Source organism: Nitrospira sp. M1, from assembly GCF_965152605.1.
Genome location: NZ_OZ224217.1, coordinates 1,004,656 through 1,025,699, shown reverse-complemented (window position 1 = coordinate 1,025,699; position 21,044 = coordinate 1,004,656). Strand labels below are relative to the sequence as shown.

Here is a 21,044-nt window from a genome sequence, read left to right as displayed (position 1 = left end):
GCCTCCCTTAATCCCACGTCCGTGGATAATAGCCCGTGTGCCAATATTCAAACATCACCACTTTCCAGATTTCATTCGTCGTGAGATGTTCTTTCCAGGGCGGCATCACCGACGCCCACGGGAAACCCTCTGGTGGGAGCCCAATGCCCCCCTGCGCGACACGCCAGAACACAAACGTTTCCTGAAGCTGCGCAATCGTTCCCGCATCTGTAAAGTTGGCAGGAATAGGATTGAACGCATACGCCCACAATCCACGACCGTTCAAGTTATCCCCATGACAGAAGTGGCAGTTTTGAAAGAAGATTTCACCACCTTCTCGCACGTACTTAATGTAGCCTTCCGCGTTCGGATCCCACGGATTGTCTTCCTTGCTGTTCACATCTTTCATCAATCGTCCCATGTCCTGGACGACAATGTGGGCGTCCGAATACTTTTGATCGTATTTCCCCTCTGGGTTCACCCGATAAGGATTGGACGCGGTTTGCAGCACAAACGTTTTGCCATGGACTTTGGTCGTGGCCGGAGGAGCAGGATGCACCGTCCGGAGCTCGATAGGCTCATCAAAGCTCGGCAGGAACGATTGATACGCATAACCGGCTAACAACAGCGGCAAAACGATTAACGCCGCCGTGCGAATCAGCTTATGAAACCCGGTCTTCCCGTCCAGCACATTCATAATCGGGCGCTTGAAGTCTTCCCATTCGCCTTGCGAGCCTGAGACCCACATAAAGATCCCGCACGCGGAGACGGTCCCATAGATGGCCCGGACGCTAAACGGAATCGGTGGGTAAATACGATACTTCAGGTAGAGTTGAATGAAGATGAAGACACCAATACCCGCCCAGAACTTCGGGATGCCGACTCCCGCCTTCTTCAACGTGAAGTTGATCCCTGCCATGATCAGAATGCAAATGGCCAGCTCGCTGATCATTTGCATCGGCATGTAGCCTTCCACCAGTTTTAGCCAGGTCATTCCTCTTACTCCTTACATTTAATATTGAGGGTATCCAATAGCACCAATTCAACTACTCAACTGGCGGTGGATCTTGCCCCTCTTTAAGTTGGGAAAGATAATTGACAACTTTATTAACAGCCCCAGCACTTAACTTTTTACCAAAGTCTTTTGGCATTTGACCGTCTGGGTAATCTGTTACGACATAGGCACTGGGATCAAGAATTGACTCCGTAATATATTCTTTTGTGGAGGTTGCATTACCTTTATAGCCTGCATCCTTTATCCTGTTTGGAGCATTTGTTCCTTCCATAAGAACTGGACCAACTTTACCTGTCGCGCCTTCAATTCCAGGAATGATATGACAGGCCACACACCCACCTTTCATGAAAATCTCATTGACTGGCTCTTCGCCCGTCGCCAATACACCTCCTGCAGCAGCACCTGCATCTTCTTCATCATCAGTGGCGGTAATTCTATCTCCTTCAGGGATAAACTTTTCATAGGAGGAAATAATTACGTCGTAAGGAGGAGCCTCTAAACCTTCCCTGATATACATCCAGGTATCAACAGCCGCTAATTCACCCATAGCTAGGGATATAGGAGCCTTATGGATAATAGGCATAGGACTCTCCGTATCATTTGAGCCTTTCACACCAAACCCTGGAACTACATAGCAATTCGGACATGCATGTGACTCAGCAATGTATTCCTGAGCATCGACAGCCGTTCCAGCTCCTTCAAAAGATTCTTTTTGAACGGATGGCCGTGAAGCTGGATCATTCATATGATAGTTAGGTTCTTCAAGTCGAGTCTTTGCTCTTGCAGGTATATCAAAGAGGTTTGGGGCTCGTTCGCTCAAAAATCCTTTTTGAAATCCATGGCAAAGAGGACACTGTCCCTTTCCAATTGCTCCCTGCACTTTACTTTGGCCCAATCCTCCGAAAATTATTTTCTCTCCCTCGTCTGCAAGTTGTTGAGAAGACATACTTTGGAAATCAAGCTTTACAACCGGTGGAGGAAACCCACCCTCTACCTGAGGAAGCCAATTCCCATAACCTGATAAGGCTGCGGCAACAAAAAACATGAATCCGCCAATTTTCATTAATGCGCCAATATTTGCAAAGTACAAACTCATTACAAATGTAACAGCCGTAATTAACACCAGCGACATCGGTAACACACCTGGGTCGGCATTAAAGTTCTTTGTGTAATTTGCAATGGCCATAAAGGCTAAAAGCGCACAGAAAATGCCGACAATAGTCTTAAATGTAGCATTCTTCTTCTGCACAGGATCTGAAATTGATGCTTGAAAGTAAATGATCAAGCATACGAGGAATGCCAAGATCGGCCATCCGAGAGAGAATCCAGCACCAATAAGTTCTAACACCTTAGTTACCCTCCATCAGGAAACCGCCCAGGATGTAGTCCTGGACGGCGAAATGGATTCATTGTAAGTAATTTCTTAGCTTCCTGCTGCTGGTTGTGGAGCAGGCGTTCCAGAGACCGGTTCCTTTACCGGAACAGGCGTAGCCTTCATACCAAGTGCCCCCAACCAAAAGACAAACATGATTGTGATCCAAAAGAACAACACGTTAAACGAAATCACGTTTGCAGCAAAACCAATCGTATGCGTGTACGCCCATGGAGAGTTATCACGCATAACTTCATTGACATGCCAGAACAGTCTCACAGAGGAACGAATGTATCCCATGAGACCCATCATCCATGTAAATGCTGTTGCTAACATAATCAATGCATACTGAGATCTAGGCTGAATTGTCCCCCATTTAATAGGCCCTAACTCCTTTGCTCCCTTCAACATCGCCAAATTCAATGGCGTCATCAAGAAGAGACAAGAAAGGGTCCCGGCCACCTGAGGTACAGAGAGACCAATTCGCACGTTTGCTGGAATAAAGTATCCATAGCAAGCAAGCCAGATATTATTTAACTGACCAATCAAGAAAAAACATCCCATGAATATATTCCCAAACTTCGACCAACTGACGGTGGGAATTTTATTTCCTCTTTGATACCAGATAAAGCTCAGAATCGTGGTCATGATAATTGCGTTAATACCACCATTCTTCGCAGACATCACACCGTAGTTTCCAAGCACAGGATGTTGTTGACCACCCATGGCTTTTAACTCTGCCGGCGTCATCACAATCGTATGCGGTGTGATAAAGACGAGCAGACCGACAACAAGGATAAACACCAAGTACTTAATGTAACGCTGGAAGCGTTCCCCTCCGGTCATTCGCCCTAGCGCTTGCCATAAGTAATAATTAGTCGTCAGGAAAAGAATTCCAATCATGGTAGCTTGAATGATAAACAGCCAAGCTAACAGACCTCCCATGAGCGTGATTCCCATCTGTTGCCGATACGCATACACTTCACGCATGAGCCAATAGCCAGCAAACGGTAGGGGAATAAGGAATGCGACCCCAAGGCTCATGGCTATATATCCCATCCAATCATAATGCGCGCGGTCTTCATCTGTTTTGGCTGAAAGGAATCTGTATGCCGCATAGGCGGCAACAACACCACCACCAAACGCCATGTTTCCGAGAATTCGGTGAACGTTGAGTGGATTCCACAATGCGGTATGAAGCACATGCCAGATGTTACCGAGATAACGGCCCTGTTCATCAACGCCAGCTGGAGACATCATAAATGCAATCCATGAATTGGCCAGGAACATAAGAACTGTCCCTATGACGTTAAGGATTACACTCATACTCAGATGAATCCACTTCATCACCCCTTCCTTCATCTGATTCCAGCCGTAGTAGTAGATGTACAACGTTGCGCTTTCAGCTACGAACAAGAGCGCATAGATGTGCATGACTGGACGGAAAATGCTGGAAAGATATCCAAAGAAAGCCGGATACAATGTCAGGAATGTAAAGATGAGAATACCACCGAGAATGGCGGTCAAAGAATAAGCGGTCAAGCTTATTTTGATAAAGTCATAGGCCAACTTATCATACTTCTGCGCCATGGCCTTGTCTTTACTCACCATTCCAGCAAACTCAATACACATACAAAAAATTGGAACGGCAAGCACAAAACTTCCGTAATACAGGTGCTGCTGATTTGCAACCCAAAGCAACACGCGACTTTCAAAGTTGTAACGAGGATAAAATGATTCATTATCCTCTGTTATCGGAGCAGGCATCCCAACGGCCGGACCTTCAATCTTATAGTAGACATCACGGCCCGTCTCAATTTTCTCTTCTTCTTCACCCTCTTCTCCCTCACCAGCTTCTTTTTGAGCAGCCACGACATCAGCAGGAGGCCCACCAGCTGCTCCACCGCCACCACCGCCAGCCAGTGCGGGAAGCGCCATGAAGATGGGAAGCAGCAAGAGCCCCACCATCGCAAACAAGGCCGTACCGGCCATCACCTTTTTACCATTACGGGTCATACGACCTGATAGGTGACCCATGACCAACCTCCTTTTAAAATTGAGCAAGTCCTTAATTCCATTTCATATCTTTCTGAAGTTTCAATTCGTAAAGAGCCACAGTAGAAGAACATCACGAACGCCGATCAACCATCTACCGAAACATGTAGAAGTAGTCGAGCCCCTGTGCGTCCATGAGGAACCAATCTAAAGCCTGGAAATACACGAAAGAAATTAGCAGCGAAACCACGATGTAGACTATTTGCATGTCACCCTCCCGTAAAAATCTTTTAGGACCAGGAAAAAGCTTCTCGGCTCATTGCTATTAGCAGGGACATTGAATTCCCGCAAACCAGTAAAAGAACCAAAAACTTACAGCGCATGTGATGTAAAAAATTGCTTTTCCGATTTTAGTTTGAACTGAATCACCTGTTGCCATTGTCCCACCTATTGCTAAATGATTTCACCTAGTTCTTTCCACTTGACAGCTTAAAGAATGCCATGCTATTCAATTGCCATTATTTCACTCTTTAAGGAAAATTTCATGCGTACCAATGCAAAAGTGTTCGATATTATAGTTTTGGCTGGAATGGTTGTCAATATTCTGCTTGCAGTCTTTCTCATTCTTTATTACTTCGATTTTCTTTGAAAATTGACTAAATTCCATCTGGTGATTTTTTTGGATTTCCAGCGTTCTCCTGAGAACTCACACAGCGAAATCCAATCGTTTCATCTCTAAAGTCCGGCACCATAAACATCCGACTGGTGATGCGAAGGTCTACCCCTCGATTGGTGTACCCACCGCCACGCAACGTCTTATATGTTCGAGAAACCGTCGAACTATCTGACTCTACCAATGTTGAATACAGTTGCTCCACATACCAATTATCTGTCCACTCCATCAGATTTCCTGCGCCGTCAAACACACCAAATACACTTCGATCTTGAGGAAACGACCCAACTGGCGCGGTAAACTCAAAGCCATCCTGCACTCCGCCTAAATTGGCAAAATCCTTACCGAGGTTATTTCCCCATGGCCATGTCCTGCCATCAGTCCCCCGCATGGCTTTTTCCCACTCCGCTTCAGTTGGCAACCGCTTTCCCTTCCATTCACAATAGGCGTTAGCATCAGCCCAAGACACATAGGTCACTGGCTGATTCAAACCTCTCAGGTTGGTCATATTCTTTGCATAGCGGGACGGCGGACCAGGCTTACGATGTCCTGTACTCTCCACAAACTCAAGGTACTGATGATTAGTGACTTCAAACTCATCGATCCAGAATGTATCGACATGAAAAGAATTTTCCGGACGTTCATTGAATCCGCCAGTATTCGTTCCTCGGATAAATTCACCAGCAGGCACCTTCACCATGAGCTCCTCAACCGGCCTAACGTCTTCCACATTTTCTTGCTGTGGCACTTCGTCAGCATGACGTGACGCCAGGATTGCATCACCCGGGTCAGGTGGTGGTGGGTTCGTACCCTTTAAAATCCCCAGTAATGGCAGACCAGTCAGAAACAACACCGCAATGAGAAACACAAACTTAAATCGGCCATCCATGCGTGTTATGCCATTCTAACGTAAGACATTCTGTGATGAGATCATGAAGACACTACATATTCTGACATCAGAATTGATGTCACCTGACAGGACACCTACAACTGCTTCACTGGTTTCTCCGGATCTTTCGCACAACGAAAACCTACGGTGGCATCCGTCCTCCACATCTTCGCAGAGAATCGCTTAGTTAACCGTGCCCCGACTCGAGACTCTCGCCACGATCCACCGCGAATGACTTTATAGACATCATCATTATCTGGTCCAGTCGGATTACGATATGGCGTTAACTGATAATAGTCTGCAGCATAGTTATCTATTACCCACTCCGCAACATTTCCCGTCATGTCATACAGCCCAAAAGGACTCCGACCCACTTCGTACGAACCTACCGGCGCCAAATACTGATACCCATCATCCTTGCCATCCACATTAGCATAGTTTTGGTCAAACTTAGCTCCCCATGGATACTGGCGCTTCCCTTCACCTCTCGCAGCTTTTTCCCACTCAGCCTCGGTTGGCAATCGTTTTCCAGCCCATCGACAATAGGCAACCGCATCATTCCAGGTGACGGCCATAACTGGGTAATCCGGATTTTGAAGCTTGGACACTTCATCTTCAAATACAGGGACAATTGGCTTTTGATACTTGGTCATTTTCAAAAACCGGTCATATTCTTTTTGGGTCACTTCTTTCAAATCGATATAATAGGTATGCAGGTACACTGGGTGTGCTGGCCCCTCGTCGGGATCGTCTTTCCGACTTCCCATCGTAAATGGCCCCTCAGGGATTTCAACCATTTTTCGCCCTTCGTCCCCGACTACAATTTTATACATTGAGTAGTCTTGTACTGGTGCGGCTTGCAAAACCTTGGCTTTCGCTGGAATCCTAGAGGCCACCGCTTCCAATTCGGCCTTGCCTTTATACGTCTCATACAGCAACATGACGATCATCATGATAAATGATCCAAAGACAAAGATAATCGAACCTATGAGCACTTTATTATTTTCCGGCATGCAATACCCTCAATCTATGTATGGCTTTTAGACCGCAGAAACTTTCGCACACGGTCGCACTCATCAGACTTCGTGTTTGGTCGGCTCGTCTGCTGATACAGACGACGACGCCAGCCTTCGCTTCCGTTCGGCGAGTGAATCGAGAATCATTGAAACCTGTACCCCTAAAAATCCTCCCATCGCCGCGCCAGAGGCCGATCCAACGGTCACCGCATCAATGCCACCAAGCACCCAAGCTAGCAACCCACCAAGGATTGACCCGACGAAAATGCTCAAGAAGAAACGACGCCCACCAAACATTCCAACTCCAGCTCCCAGCGTGATACCGATCACAACAGCAACCGGTAAATACCCGCCTCCCATGAGTAAGCCAATCAATGTCCCAACCGTTCCCATTACAAGGGTACCAATCAAGACGTCAATAATTTTTGACTGTGACATACTCATCATCTGACTCATTTACAGAGAGAACTGAACACTCGCTGGATTATTCTGGATGAACTGCAAGCGAACCAAAGTCAACTTCGACCCCAGGGCCACCAAGAAGCGAAATTCCCCATGCTTTCGGAGCGGGTTCATGCTGGTGAATGTCCTTAAAATCTTCATACACATTAATTCGTTCTTCTACCCATTCGCCAACCTGCTCGGCTCCGCTCCGAATCACCACTTCAGTCGATCCGAACATGCCCCCTTCTTTCGTGGTGCCAACGGGTTGATTCACACTCCACACGTATTTCGTATTCACTGGAATAAACATCAAATCCGTGTCTAATGAAGGGTATACGGCGGCAATAAGCTCTGTACCCTCTTCTACCGATCGAACCCGCCACCGCCAGGTTAAGATCGGATGGGTCCTTGGGTCCCAGGACATGTTTTTGGTATACACACGCTGGCTCGCATTGTGAGACTTCAAAAACGACACACCATCCTCTTGACCGATCACATATGTTTCCTGTGCCGTCACCTTACTCCGCTGCGCATCCCATTGTTGAGGAAATCCATTTTCATCAGGTTGACTGAAGTCTTCAATGAGTATCGATTCAGTTTCTGATTGCGCAAACACGCCCTGCGTAAAATCTACAGAAAAGACCAACGCAACCAATATGACACTCCACATGACCGAAAATGTCCAGAACGTTCCAGTACGTGCCGTAGGTTCAAACCATATTCTCATACCGATGTTTCCTCTTGTGAAAGCGTTTGCACGAGCGGAGAAGAAGGAACAGGACTCCCTATTCGCTCATCAGTCGTTTGATAATCACGCCGACTGAGCCAGAACATAAAAAATACCGATGTCCAGAACAACAGCATGTTCATCGTGACCATTTTAGCCGCAAACCCAATTTCGGGCATATAGGCCCATGGAGACGAGTCTGGAAGTAACTCATTGACATGCCAGCCTAGACGGCCAGCCGAACGGATGTACCCCATCAATCCCATAACCCAGGTAAACGCCGCAGCCACCCCAAACAACGTGACCATTCCCCGAAGAGAAATATTCCCCCAGGCAATCGGCCCGATGACCTTTGATCCTCGCAGCATCATGTAATTCAGAGCAATCCCCCCCACCACCACCATTCCGGTAGTGACACCCTGCGGCATAGACAAGCCTACACGAACGTTTGCCGGAATATAAAATCCATAAATGGCAAGCCAGAGAATGTTCGCGATTCCCAATACAAACAACATGCCTAAGGCGACATTGCCTTTCCAGGCCCAAGATACCGTAATCACCCGATTGGCACGTCGATACAATAAATAACTGAGGGCGGTGAGACAAATCATAATATTGATGGCACCATTCTTGGCCGACATCACACCAAATTGACCAATGACGGGGTGCTGCGCCGAACCCATCGCCTTCATTTCACTCGGGGTCATCGCAATCGTATGGGGGGTAAACCACACAATAAAACAACCCAACAAAGCAAAAATAATAATCTTGAAATATGGGTGATACCGCTCTCCCCCTTGAATACGACCTAAGGATTGCCAAATATAATAGTTGATACCTAAAAATAAGACACCGACCGTGACAGCTTGAATGACAAACATCCATGACAGCAACCCGCCCATCATTGTGCCACCCATTTGCGAGCTGAATTGAAAAACCGCCTTCATCAACCAATACCCGGCAATCGGCATCGGCAACAATGCACACACGACCACCAACATAAACACATATCCAACCCAGTCATAATACGCACGTTCGTCTTTTGATTTTGTTGTGAGAAAACGATAGGCCGCATATGCGACTACGACCGCACCAGCTGACATAATATCCGCCAAAAAACGATGGGTATTTAAAGGATTCCATAATGGCGAATGCAATAAATGCCACACATTGCCCAAGAACCGACCATCACTATCGACACCTGCCGGTCCCATCATAAAAGAAGCCCACGCGTTCGCAATGATCAAGAGGAGTGCCCCCATGGCGTTCACGAGAACGCCAATTGACATATGCACCCATTTTTTCCCGCGAGAGGCCATATAATCCCAGCTATAGTAATACAGCAGGAGAAGGGATGAGACGCCAAAGAAGACCCCCGCATACACCGGCATCATGCTCTTGAAGGTTGCCCCCATGTACCCCATAAACCCTGGGTACAACGTGATAAAGACCCCCAACATGAGTGCACCCAACAGCGCAGTAAACGATAATGAGACGACAGCCACTCGCACAATGTCATGCGCAAGCCCATCATAGCGACGAGCAGATTCCGGATCTCGGCGTGCCAGTCCAAAAAACTCCAAGAGTACGGCAAAAAGCGGCAGCGCAAGAACAAACCCACCAAAATACGTATGTTGTTGAGCCACAACCCAGACCAAGACACGATTGTTGACATATTGAATGTCAGGATACGAAGATTGAAAATCCTTGGCTGCGGGACCAACAGGAGTCCCCTCCGTTTGAAAATAGATATCTTTTGAATCAACCGCTGAGTAAGAAGATTCGGCATAAGCATGCTGCGTGTCAGACATTTCATGCCAACCCCAAACCGCCAAGAACACGATCAGCATAATTTTCAATCGTTGCGCAATCATGATACCCCTCATCCCACCTTTTCTGGTTGTGTGGCTGCACCAACAACTGAGGTCGACGTCGTACCGCTAGGCACGACACCGGCCTTACTTAAAATGCCCATCACAAATGGACAGCTTTGAATATTTGCGGGAATACCATGATGAGTTTCAGCTTCAAGCAGCTGACAGCGCCCCAAGTAAAAACTATATCCCGTCATGATGGCCGCGGTTGTCGCGGCGATGAAAAGTTGAGCGGCGCTTCTCAGTTCTTCATGTTGTACTAAGAATGTGAAAAACCCGGCTTGAACGAGGTAGTAGGTAAGTGCAAACGTCACACAGGGCCACAGCCAAAACCTCCCTAACGGTAGCCACCCGAGTTCCTGTATGCCTGATCGCCAATCTCCCGTCCTAGATTTCCCAGCATAGAAGGCCACGAAGCCTAAACATGCAGAAAGAATCGACAACATGATCGACTGTGTCAGATCATGGCTGCCCCAATAGCCAAGCGTCATGAGAAGCAGTGCCATCCCCATTGAGAGAATTGCCGCCCCTCCTGTCCAGCGACCCATAGTCCCAAACTCTAACTGCACCCAACGCCGAAATGGCCCACCATCAGGAAACGTGACGACCTTCTGACCTTGCCGCTCTTTCCATCGAACATACCCCAACTCAAAGGCATCTCGTGTCACAGAAGAGCTTGAGATAATAATGGCCATCATCGCTGGGCCTTCCGGGTGCAGCAGGAAGTCATAGGCCACAAATACCTTTAAGAGCATAAGCACAAGAAGCGATAGTTGGATTCCGTAGGCCATACCAATCCAGCCGACAACCCAGGCGATCCGCTTCACTCCGTCCTCCCGAAGAAAGGTAGCCACGGATTCATTGCGTCCCATTCGATACGACCACAATGCCGTCAAAGATGCCAGAAACCCACTGAAAAGAAGAAGAACGAATGGATTACCCAAGGGGAGAGAAGATTTCAGCAGATGATAGATACCAAAGGCAACCAGCCCTGGAGCTAACATGACTAACCGCTTCCGCTTACGAACGGCAGGTTCCGTCACGAGCGCATTGAGTTGAGGAACGACTCTGAGTGCTAATCGATGAAGCATGTGGCTCTCGTATTTCTTACGTCGGGACGCACCGACCGACCCATGACTTGTTGCTCCGTACTACGATACAGTTTGCGTGCTCCCCATCCCAAAGTACCTAGCTTTAATTTCTTCCATGAGCACGACCGTGACCTCGGTCATCCCACGCTCCAAAGCCGTTCGTTCTAGTTCGATGCGAGCCATGGCCCTAATGCCAGGCGGGACTCGCTCTAACCGACGCAGTGTTTCTGCACTCCATGCGACAGTGCCTTGATTTTTCGCTTCTCCTAAAAAATCAAATGTGACGAGTTTCGTTCCCGTGGTCTGCGCATAACGCTCTACATCATCTCGATAGAGTGGGACCACATACGGAGGCATCCGGTTGAGGACATGCTGGGCCTCATCAGACCAACAGACATGGGGTAACAATGGAGCGATTTCCGCTTGTTCGCCTTCGATACCCACATACTCCCCGCATGGCTCACAGGAAAACCTCGCCATACAGGTCGTGGCATCCACTTCATCAACGCCACACAGGTTGAGCGTTTGTCCGCAATCACATTCCATACAAGACTCAAAGTAAAGTGTACAGTGAAAAATGCTAGAAAAATTTTATTCCCTTAATATAATGCACTTTTCATTTTGAATTTTGCCTTGACTGCCTTATCCTATTTTTCCTGGATAGAGAATGTACAACATCGCATACGTCACGCTGCCGGTTACAAATAAGACGCAATATACGACCATCGTAAACTGCCCAAGCACACGGTGCCGTCGAGCCCCGTTCGGCCACATTCGCTGAATACTCATTTCAAGAATCATCACAATGCCGATGATCACAAGAAGACTCACCCACACCACCAATTTCCCCATTCCAAATCGATCGAGCGCCAACAATGTCAGCAAATAGGCTCCAACCAATCCCGCACACACGCCCAAAATCCCAAGCATTTTCGTCCAGGCCGTCAGCAGGACTTGCTCTCGAAGCAGTCGCCTGGCCCCTGAGAAAAATTGGGTACGAAAGCCCAGAACAATCATGTAGATCGCCATAATCAACCCAATGACGACCAGAATAATATGAAAGGTGAGAATGGGAACAAAGACCGTGTCGTACAGCCACTGTGATCCGCCGAACCCTTCCTTCCCTTCAAACGCCAGAACCCCAAGGTTTCGAAATAAGTAATAACTGACGAAGAACGACAGCATCGCAATCATTCCGCCAAACATCAGCCAATGATGCTTGGTCCCTTCGCCTCGTCGGGCCTGAACCCATCCAACGATGAAGAGCGTCGTAAAGACCGCTGCCATCAGCTGACTCACATCAGCGCCCATCGTCGCATGTGTTCCGGCAAATCCAGGTTGCCTCAGCCATTCGGCCATGAGCTATACACCTCCATCTTTTCTCTTTGTTCCGTGAACGACCGCACACGGTTCAAGTTCTTGAACATGCTGAAACCCTGCATCCTTCATCCATTGCAAAGCCGTATGCGTCGTGAAACATTGACCATGTTCAGTATTGACCATGATATGAACAGCAAAGGCCGTCGTCCAGGCAGGACTTGTCCCTGTCGGATCTAAAAACCGATCTTTGATGACTAATTGCCCCCCATCTGCCAAAGCATCATAAATTTTGGCGACAAGCTTGGCATTGACTGCACCATCTTGATAGTGAAGGATATCAGACATCAGGGCAACATCATATGTTCCGTCAAAGGAATCGACATGAAAATTCCCCGCTCGCGTTCGAATCCGATCCTCTAGACCAACCTTTTTAATCACCTGCTCGGTCAAGACGAGGGTTTGCGGTAAATCAAACACCGTCGCCGTGAGATCGGGATATTCCTGGCAACAGGCTATGGCATTGGTCCCCGCCCCGCCTCCAACATCAAGGAGCGTTTTCGCGCCATTGAGATTCATGCGTTTGGCCAAACTCGGCCCGCTTTCCTTGCCAATTCGATGCAATACCGACAGCACGTTCGCTCCCATATCTGGATTTGTCTCAAACACATGTTGTGAGACAGGTGATGTGCCTGTACGGATCGTCTCTTCGAGCTTTCCCCAGTTTTCCCACTCCGCATCATGTAACAACAAGAGATGCCCGACATATTCATCTTGCGTTTTCACAAGATACCGTTGAGCCACGTCTGTATTCATAAATGCCTCAGCCTCTTTTTTCAGCACTCGCATGGCTACAAGCGCATTCAGCAGTAAAGCCAACGGTCGATCCGCAAGATTTAAAGCCTGAGCAAGTTGAGAGGAGGAACGAGGATTCCCATGCAATGCAGAAAAGAGGTCAAGTTTTACTGCCGTGAGAAGAATTTTCGTCTCCCAGTAGTATCCCAACTGGAAGATTTCGGCGAGAGAAAGTTCACGTGACACACAGAGCCTCAACGAACAAAAGATTCTCTTGAATAGTCATAATTCACTGATCTTAACGGCCACTGACTGACAAACGCAAGTTTGAAAATCTATCTATTTTATTGAGGAAAAATGCCTTCGGCTCTTGAGGTTCAGGCTTCAAGAACATGAGCAGCCCAGCACGTAAATTTCCAATAACTATCAGCCTGAAATTCGACGAAGAGTCGTGGAGGCTACAGGTACAGACACCAGACCACAGACAGGTACACGCATCTCTCGATCACGCTACGCTTCTTAGGGAACATGTGGGAAATGGGAAAGGAGAGGACGGGTCAGAAAACCAGGGAATGAAGATGGAATCTTCACACATAACGAGGGCAACCCGGAAGAACCCGAATTGCCCTCGTGAGACGAATCAGAAAGAGAAACCTTATTTTACATCAAAGTTTGCTTCAACGGTCGCGCCGTCTTTGACTTCAACTTCAATTTCAACGGCCTTCTTGCCCATCGCATTTTTGGCGGCAACTGGATGCCAAACCAAGAGCTTGTGCTTTCCAGCAGGAACATCCTTAATTTCGAATGTTCCATCAGCACCACTCGTCGCGTAAAAGGGATTGGTGACGGGAAGATACCATGACTGCATGAATTCATGTTGATCACATTGCAACCGAACAACCCCACCCTTTCTGGCCATACGAAGCTTGAGGGTCTTCTGCAATGAATCGCCCTTTTTGGCTAATCCGATGTTAAACAGCGTGGCTGACTTTGCACCCAACACATCGAAGCTATGAGGATTATGCAACACACCTTCTTTGGACTTTGGATCATCCGGGTCAGCATCGTTATTCACGACTTTAAACTGCCCCTTGCTCACCGCAACGCCGGTGAAGGGAAGGAATTCACATAACTCCGCAGTCACTTCTTGCGCTGGAGCCTTTTTAAACTTTCCCATCCAGCCTTTATCTTTGATGTCCCGAACGGCAACAACGGCGTCTTTTAATCCCTTGCTTCCATCAACTTGAACTTCTTTTAATAAGCGAGTTTCCCCATCATCACTTTTACTTGTATTCTTTTTGCAAAATCCCTCATTCGGGAATTTTGAGAAGGCAAATTCTTTCGGAGCAGGAACTTTTCCGCTAAAGGTCACTTTGCCTTTAATGGTTCCACCGGCTTGCGCAATCATTGGAGCGGCCAACAGGGCGGCTCCTGCAAGGAGACACACAGTAAGTGACTGACGATTCCTCATAATACTTCCTCCTAGTTGAGAATAATTAGTGTGCTAACGAGGGTGGGATGAAAACTTGGGGCGTTGAATGAATCTCCCACGCACAGATATACGGGACTGTTCAGTGAGCAGGGAAACTGTTGAAACCTCGTTAATTCGTTCACCTTCTTATATACCAAGAAGGAAAAAAACGTGTCAAGATAACTGACTGCAACACACGGCAGTTCAATTTCGAAATAATTTGACTTTCATCTCTTTATTGGCTCAAGAGTTGTACGCTGCTGTTACATGACAACTACGCAAGCCTCGCTCAGAGCTACAGATACAGCTATTTCTGAAGTTTCACGACATCTTTGTATCGCATGAGAAATTCTGTTGCCCGATGAAATGGCTGAGAACATATCGTCTCAGTGCAGATGTAGGCTGTCGATTCTGTGGTTTGGGGGAATGTAATCTCTCCGATTCTTAGTGAATCGACGGCTGGATCAAGCCATCGAACGATCTTTCCCGGCGCATAGAGCTTAAGACCTTCCTGGAAAAGCTGGACGGTTTTCTCATCATCCCTTGATCCGACGACCACAATATTGACTGGATATCGAACGAAACGATCAATAGCCATGCCAGACAATCCAAGGGGAAGCTGATCGGATGCATGTAAGACATACTGAAGTGTTCGCTTGGCAGCATTTTGATAGAAAGGATTTTCAGTCACATAATAGAGAGCAGAGAACAGCATGACAGCCCGGAGATTCTCCTTCAAAGACTTATGAGGAAACTTTAACAGTCCTTCTGCAGAAGCATCCTGAGGTCGATCATACAACCCGCCACCCTGCGTATCTTCTAAAATATTGACAACATCCCCGACCAGTTGTTCGGCCTTTTCAATATAGTGCGACTCACCAGTCGTGAAAAACGCTTCAAGAAGCGCTCGAGCAAACCAGACTTGATCACGAAGAAGTCCAAAGTCCTGAAGTTGCCCATTGACGGTTCGATGAGCCATTCCCTTCCCCGCCTTATAACGTTCATGATATAAGTGATTGAGCATCTTTAATGTCATTGATAGGCGATCATGACTCGGAACAACATGGTGCACTTTCAAGAAACTTTGCAGCATCAATCCATTCCAGTCGGTATAGATAGCCTGATCAACGTATGGCGTCCCTATGTGTTGACGTTCATCTAATGCAAGGTCAAAGTATTCCTCCCCAGTCATAATGAGGCGACCAGAGCCGGAAATGTCTTTAATGTCTGCATCTTGACTCGCGAAAAACCCTCTCTCCTGCGTGTCCATTAAAAACCGTGTGACATAGCGAATTGTCCTTTCAACAATTTCGCGATAGAAGGAATCACCTGTGACTTGATAGGCCTCGAGATAGTTTTGGAGATTCATGGCTTGGACATGCAGCATTTTTTCGAAATGCGGTTGAGTCCAATCGGCATTTTCTGCATATCGATAAAAGCCCCCCCAGACCGGATCAAATACTTTTTGCTGTTGCCGTAGGGTCAACAACGCCATATGCTTCAAGCCCTCCCTCTGGGATTGATGGTAGCGCCCAAACAGAAAGGAAATGGCATCAGGTTCAAAAAACTTTGGAGCGTCTTGAAAGCCACCATTCACGGGATCAAAGTGTTGCTCAATCATCACGGCCATCTGATCCACCAGCCCTGGATCAATCGCCGTTTGAGGACGGGATCTGGCCTTCCTTGCGGCGATGACTGTCTCCCAAATAGTCGCGGCTTGACTCAGCAAGGCTTCCTTGTCCTCTCTATAGAGCTTGTCGGACTCTTCCAGCGCCTGGAGCAAATCCTCCGACTCCAAATAATTCCCCTGGAATACAATCTCACCGGTCGGCAATAAAATACTGGTCGTTGGCCACCCGCCATGGCGATAGCGCGCTTCGATATCCGGGCGTTGGTCGGTATCAACACGAATTGCAATAAAGCGAGAGTTCAATAACGCAATGATCGATGGGTCGACATAGGTTGTTTCGTCCATGACATGACAGGCATGACACCAGACAGCCGTTAAGTCGAGGAGAATGAGCCGATCTTGCTCTTGCGCAGCTCGAAACGTTTCTTCCTGCCATGGCGCCCACTGAATACGAGATGGGGATTCCGAAGCGGAATGGACGTCTTCAGTATGACTGACAGATCGATAGGGCTGGCATGACGCACAACTCAATACGAGAAGTATGGAAAACGGTATATGTAAAAAAAATCGAATAGGCATTGCACGAACACGACCTTATGCCTACGAAAGATACATTCAATAGGGCAGCAATGGTTGAAGAAAGTAATAGCAGAACGTCGGGAACCTGAACATAAGCCTCACACTATAAATTGTTGGGATGGGCAAGAATACGCACGATGGCAGCCGCAACCGTTGCACGAACCGCTTCATCTTGATCACGAAGCACAGGCTTCAGACGAGGCAGAATATCCCGCCCACCAATGCGACCCAATGACCGAGCCGCCATAATTCTTGGCTTTGGCACAGGATCATTCAGCAAGAAAAACAATGTTGTGATCACATCGCGACCATACCCATTGCCTAAGGCCCTCGCGATGCCAGACCGTATACCTGGATTTCGATCCTGCATTAATGCACTGACGGTTGGAGACACAACACTAAACGGACTATTGAGTTTGAGCAATGCCGCTACCGAAGCAACCCGTACCCCAGGATTCGCATCGTCTAACATCTTAGTAATAGTGGGAATGGCCTTCTCAGCCTTTAAATTTCCTAGACTCACAGCCGCCGCACTCCGAACCGCTGGACTTTTCTCTTTCAGAACAGCAAGTAAAGGTGGCACAGCCTCTGGGGCTTGGAGCCTCCCAAGGGAGGAAACGGCTGCAGCTCGAATGGATGGCTGTTGATCCGTCAACCCCTGTTCAAGAAGCTTGACAGCTTGGACATCGCCTAATTCTCCCAATACTTTGTACGCCGCTCCCCGCTCATACCCCTTATCCTCACGCACACTTCTCTTGACTCGTCCCAAATACTCTGGGTATCCGAGTTTGACCATAGCCCCGGCGGCCGCCACCTGAACGACGCGCTGTTCGTCCTTCAAGAGTGGACGGATAAGTGTATGCACGTCACGATCACCAGAACGCCCTAATCCTTTTAAGACGGTGGCTCGCACCAATCCGGCTTTATCCTCAAGTGCCTGTCGAAATTTCTTCGATTGTCGCCCAGATTCCAACCCTGCTAAACTTTCTGCAGCTAAGACTCGGATCATCCCAGATTGATCATTCAGTCCCTCTTCTATAAACGGGATAATATCGTCTGAACCGATTTCTTTAAGAGACGTATAGGCGACACCGCGAATTTGCTCACGCATATCGCTACGAAGTGGTAAAATTATCGCAATGGCCAGCTCTCGGAATAATGGCTCACTTTCTCGGCCACTCTGCTTGACGTCCTGTTCATAGGCATCCAAACTTTCTGCCGTCTTCCCAAGAAGGGCTAAGCTCAGCACGTTAAGTCGTAGAACATCGGGAACCTTCAGCTCTTCCTCGCTGAAGGTCGCAAGAAGATCTAGAACTTCCTGAAACTGAAATTTTTTGAAAGCCTCTTGTGCCTGAAGCCATTCTGGCGTTGATAACGATTCAGCAGCCATCAGGCCCTGCCCATATATCGGACTCCACGCAAGAACCACCACAACAAGGAGCCAGCGCATGACCAGAAATCGAGTGAGCATTGCAAGTACACCACGTCCTAACAACGACCCTTGCTTATATCGTATTGGAACACGATAGCCATCACCAATTCGAAAAATGTCATTGCAATTCATCTATGATGTCCTTATCAACTATTCGATTTCCGATCGCTTCTTTGCGCTTCAATTTTTTGATATCCAAGCGGCGGTTCAAAAAAGTAATCAGGTTGCGTGGAAAGCACAATATGGTCATATTCTATCCGCCAGTCTCGATCTTGACTCAATAGCTTGAGCAGTACCTGCCGTTCAGGGTCCACCCATTCATAATATCTCTCATGTTGGCCATTTTTCGACACAACTTCAACTTCATATAACTGTGCGGGATGCGTTCCCACCTGTGCATCGCCAATAAATGTTCGGCTCACTTCTCCATCGAGTACAACTGAGAATGGCAACACATCACGCTCTTCCGCAGGGACACTCAACACAAGACGTCGTTGCGAGTAAATATACCATACCCTCTGTAGATCTAAACGAACGATTGTGACCCCGGCTAATCCAAGATCCGTTTGAAGTCCACCCCAATATTCGAGACGATATCGATCGCCTTTCACAAACACTTGAGCTTTAGACGTTTTCCCGTCTTTACGCCACACAAACCTTGCTGAAAACTCAGTTGGGGGCTGAAACCATTCCTGAGTAATTTTGTCATCGAAAGAGTCTGAACCGACAGACACGGCTGCATGACCTATCAGGACAAACACCGTACAAGAAAAGATACAAGACACCCATCGCACGGAGTCCCGACGAGTTGGCCCGTTCATGGGTGCTGCTGTTCAAGCAACGGCTGGATATCGATAGGTCGGCCTAGCGCCGCAGGGGTATATCGAGGCGGGGAAAGAATCTTGTGCGCCGTATGTCTTTCAGTTGGAGCTGGAAGTTCGAAGGTGATCGATGAACGTTGCTCAGGATGAATCACAACGGTCTGAACCACCACCTGCCTGACGCTGGGATGCCATGCTTGTACCCGATACGTTCCAGGAGGAATATGATCGATTTCAAATTTACCCTCGGCATCCGTAAATGCATAATACGGATTCTCGACAGCAATGGCCCAACTCTCCATGTATGCATGAAATCCACATTGCATGACAAACGTTTTACGTTCCTTACTTAAACGAAATTGCCGAACAAGGGATTCACTAGGCTTGTGACTATGCTCTGCATGCATATCACCCCGTTTATGAAGACGGTTAAAGGGTAGAGGCGAATTAAACAGCACTCGGTTCCCTTGTTTCTTTGACGTTTCGTACGCCTGAATATCATGCATAACAGGATCCATATTAATCACTTCGATCCCATGCCCACTTCGCACAATTGTGGTAAATGGATGAAACTGACAATCGCGAGCTTCTACACGAGGAATAGACATCGAAAATGGCTTTCCAGCTTGAACCTTCTCAAAAAATACCACGACATTCTTGATTTGCCGTTGATCATTTACAAGAAAATCTTGCAACAATCGCCATCCATTTCCGGTTGAAATTCTACCGCAATACTCAGGGTCAGGAAACGTGATTAAATTATAGGCTTTTGGCTCAGGTGGAGGGCCTAAGAGCGTCACGACCCCAGATAACGACCCTCCGTTTGTCACCTCTTTCACATCATAGGCAAAACACGGAGCAACAACGCTACTCACAAACAGCATACCACTCACGAGAAACGAACCCGTGAGACTGTTGAATCTTCTCCGATGCATCATATCTCGTTCCTAAGGTGTCTGATGTCGAAGTGAAGGAATAATCTCTACCCCCTCACCCAACATTTCTAATCCAAAATGTGGGTTTTCATGCATTTCATGAACGCTTCTCCGACCCTTGACCGCTGTATATTCAAAGTTCGTCTCCACTGTCTCATTGGGCGAAACCGTAATTTTTTTCTCTAGGTATTGCTTCATTCCCGCATGCCACACCGTTAACGTATAATCTCCTGGTGGGACTTGAGTTATTTCAAATTCTCCAGGCTCTTTCGTGATGGCATAATATGGATTTTCGACAATCACACCCCATGAAAACATATAAGGATGAAAGCCACATTGCATCACAAAGATATTCCTCCCCTTTCGGAGATGAACATTTTCGATCATGGGTTTACCCGGCATATGCTTGTGGCTATTCATCATTCCCAGAACTCTATGAAAAGGATTCATTGGAAGAGGACGATTGAAGAGCACTCGGGCACCACGTTCCCGAGCCGTTTCATATCCTTGAATATCATGCTCAATTGGATCCATATTCACAACCGTCAACTCGTCTTGTTTCTTGAGTACATTCATGAATGGGGAAAAGTCACAATCAATCGCCTCAACTCTGACCTTCTTCGTTTTAAATGGTTTCCCCTTCTGAATACCCTTTAAGAGCACGACCACATCCTTTAATCCCCCATCAGGAGCAACGATGAAGTCCTCGACAATTCGCCAACCGGTTCCAGTAGAAATTCGACCACAATAGACAGGGTCAGGAATCGTCACTAAATTAAACGCCATTGGCCGAGGCAAATTTCCGACTAAGGACACTTTTCCACGAATCGTTCCTCCATCTTTGACTTCAACTTCTTCGTAGGACCAGGCAAGAGGTGTCCAGAAACCAATAACAAGAAGTCCAACCAAAATCTTCAGCAACCCCATCTCAACCTCCCTCCCGAAGTCTATAGCGAAACAATATACATTCCAGCCAAATCCACATCACT

General features: G+C 47.5%; 18 protein-coding genes. All 18 read right to left on the bottom strand.

Going from position 1 to position 21,044, the window contains the following annotated elements:
* Positions 1-7 precede the first annotated feature (7 nt).
* The gene (locus tag ACWHX8_RS04940; protein WP_447970851.1) at positions 8-973 is read right to left on the bottom strand and encodes a c-type cytochrome; all 966 of its coding nucleotides are present in this window, start codon (positions 971-973) and stop codon (positions 8-10) included.
* 52 nt (positions 974-1,025) lie between these two features.
* Complete coding sequence (locus tag ACWHX8_RS04935; protein WP_447970850.1) at positions 1,026-2,342, bottom strand: nitric oxide reductase; 1,317 nt, start codon at positions 2,340-2,342, stop codon at positions 1,026-1,028.
* Positions 2,343-2,417: 75 nt separating this feature from the next.
* On the bottom strand, positions 2,418-4,403 hold the full coding sequence (locus ACWHX8_RS04930) for a cytochrome ubiquinol oxidase subunit I (protein WP_447970849.1): 1,986 nt from the start codon (positions 4,401-4,403) through the stop codon (positions 2,418-2,420).
* A gap of 614 nt (positions 4,404-5,017) precedes the next feature.
* Positions 5,018-5,923, bottom strand: a complete 906-nt coding sequence (locus ACWHX8_RS04925; protein WP_447970848.1) for a formylglycine-generating enzyme family protein — start codon at positions 5,921-5,923, stop codon at positions 5,018-5,020.
* Between the two features lie 95 nt (positions 5,924-6,018).
* Positions 6,019-6,936, bottom strand: coding sequence for a formylglycine-generating enzyme family protein (locus ACWHX8_RS04920; RefSeq protein ID WP_447970847.1), 918 nt, complete (start codon positions 6,934-6,936; stop codon positions 6,019-6,021).
* 63 nt (positions 6,937-6,999) lie between these two features.
* Positions 7,000-7,386 (bottom strand): hypothetical protein, encoded by a 387-nt coding sequence (locus tag ACWHX8_RS04915; protein WP_447970846.1) that lies wholly within the window; start codon positions 7,384-7,386, stop codon positions 7,000-7,002.
* A 37-nt stretch (positions 7,387-7,423) separates the two neighbouring features.
* The gene (locus tag ACWHX8_RS04910) at positions 7,424-8,110 is read right to left on the bottom strand and encodes a DUF3047 domain-containing protein (RefSeq protein ID WP_447970845.1); all 687 of its coding nucleotides are present in this window, start codon (positions 8,108-8,110) and stop codon (positions 7,424-7,426) included.
* Positions 8,107-9,984, bottom strand: coding sequence for a cytochrome ubiquinol oxidase subunit I (locus ACWHX8_RS04905; RefSeq protein WP_447970844.1), 1,878 nt, complete (start codon positions 9,982-9,984; stop codon positions 8,107-8,109). The genes ACWHX8_RS04910 and ACWHX8_RS04905 overlap by 4 nt, the downstream gene beginning before the upstream one ends.
* Positions 9,985-9,992: 8 nt before the next feature.
* Positions 9,993-11,075 (bottom strand): hypothetical protein, encoded by a 1,083-nt coding sequence (locus ACWHX8_RS04900; protein WP_447970843.1) that lies wholly within the window; start codon positions 11,073-11,075, stop codon positions 9,993-9,995.
* Positions 11,076-11,135: 60 nt separating this feature from the next.
* Complete coding sequence (locus ACWHX8_RS04895; RefSeq protein WP_447970842.1) at positions 11,136-11,621, bottom strand: PCP reductase family protein; 486 nt, start codon at positions 11,619-11,621, stop codon at positions 11,136-11,138.
* Positions 11,622-11,717: 96 nt separating this feature from the next.
* Positions 11,718-12,434 (bottom strand): DUF420 domain-containing protein, encoded by a 717-nt coding sequence (locus tag ACWHX8_RS04890; RefSeq protein ID WP_447970841.1) that lies wholly within the window; start codon positions 12,432-12,434, stop codon positions 11,718-11,720.
* Positions 12,435-12,437: 3 nt separating this feature from the next.
* A complete protein-coding gene (locus ACWHX8_RS04885; RefSeq protein WP_447970840.1) occupies positions 12,438-13,433 on the bottom strand; it encodes a methyltransferase in 996 nt (331 codons plus the stop codon).
* A gap of 409 nt (positions 13,434-13,842) precedes the next feature.
* Positions 13,843-14,658, bottom strand: a complete 816-nt coding sequence (locus ACWHX8_RS04880) for a hypothetical protein (RefSeq protein WP_447970839.1) — start codon at positions 14,656-14,658, stop codon at positions 13,843-13,845.
* A gap of 307 nt (positions 14,659-14,965) precedes the next feature.
* Positions 14,966-16,867 carry a thioredoxin domain-containing protein gene (locus ACWHX8_RS04875; protein ID WP_447970838.1) on the bottom strand — a complete coding sequence of 634 codons (1,902 nt, stop codon included), beginning with the start codon at positions 16,865-16,867 and terminating at the stop codon, positions 14,966-14,968.
* A 103-nt stretch (positions 16,868-16,970) separates the two neighbouring features.
* Positions 16,971-18,431 (bottom strand): HEAT repeat domain-containing protein, encoded by a 1,461-nt coding sequence (locus ACWHX8_RS04870; RefSeq protein WP_447970837.1) that lies wholly within the window; start codon positions 18,429-18,431, stop codon positions 16,971-16,973.
* A gap of 14 nt (positions 18,432-18,445) precedes the next feature.
* Entirely contained in the window at positions 18,446-19,120 is a 675-nt protein-coding gene (locus tag ACWHX8_RS04865; RefSeq protein WP_447970836.1) for a hypothetical protein, read from the bottom strand.
* Entirely contained in the window at positions 19,117-20,058 is a 942-nt protein-coding gene (locus ACWHX8_RS04860; RefSeq protein WP_447970835.1) for a carboxypeptidase-like regulatory domain-containing protein, read from the bottom strand. The genes ACWHX8_RS04865 and ACWHX8_RS04860 overlap by 4 nt, the downstream gene beginning before the upstream one ends.
* Positions 20,059-20,067: 9 nt before the next feature.
* Positions 20,068-20,982: a carboxypeptidase-like regulatory domain-containing protein gene (locus ACWHX8_RS04855; RefSeq protein ID WP_447970834.1), complete on the bottom strand. Its 915-nt coding sequence runs from the start codon at positions 20,980-20,982 to the stop codon at positions 20,068-20,070.
* Positions 20,983-21,044 lie beyond the last annotated feature (62 nt).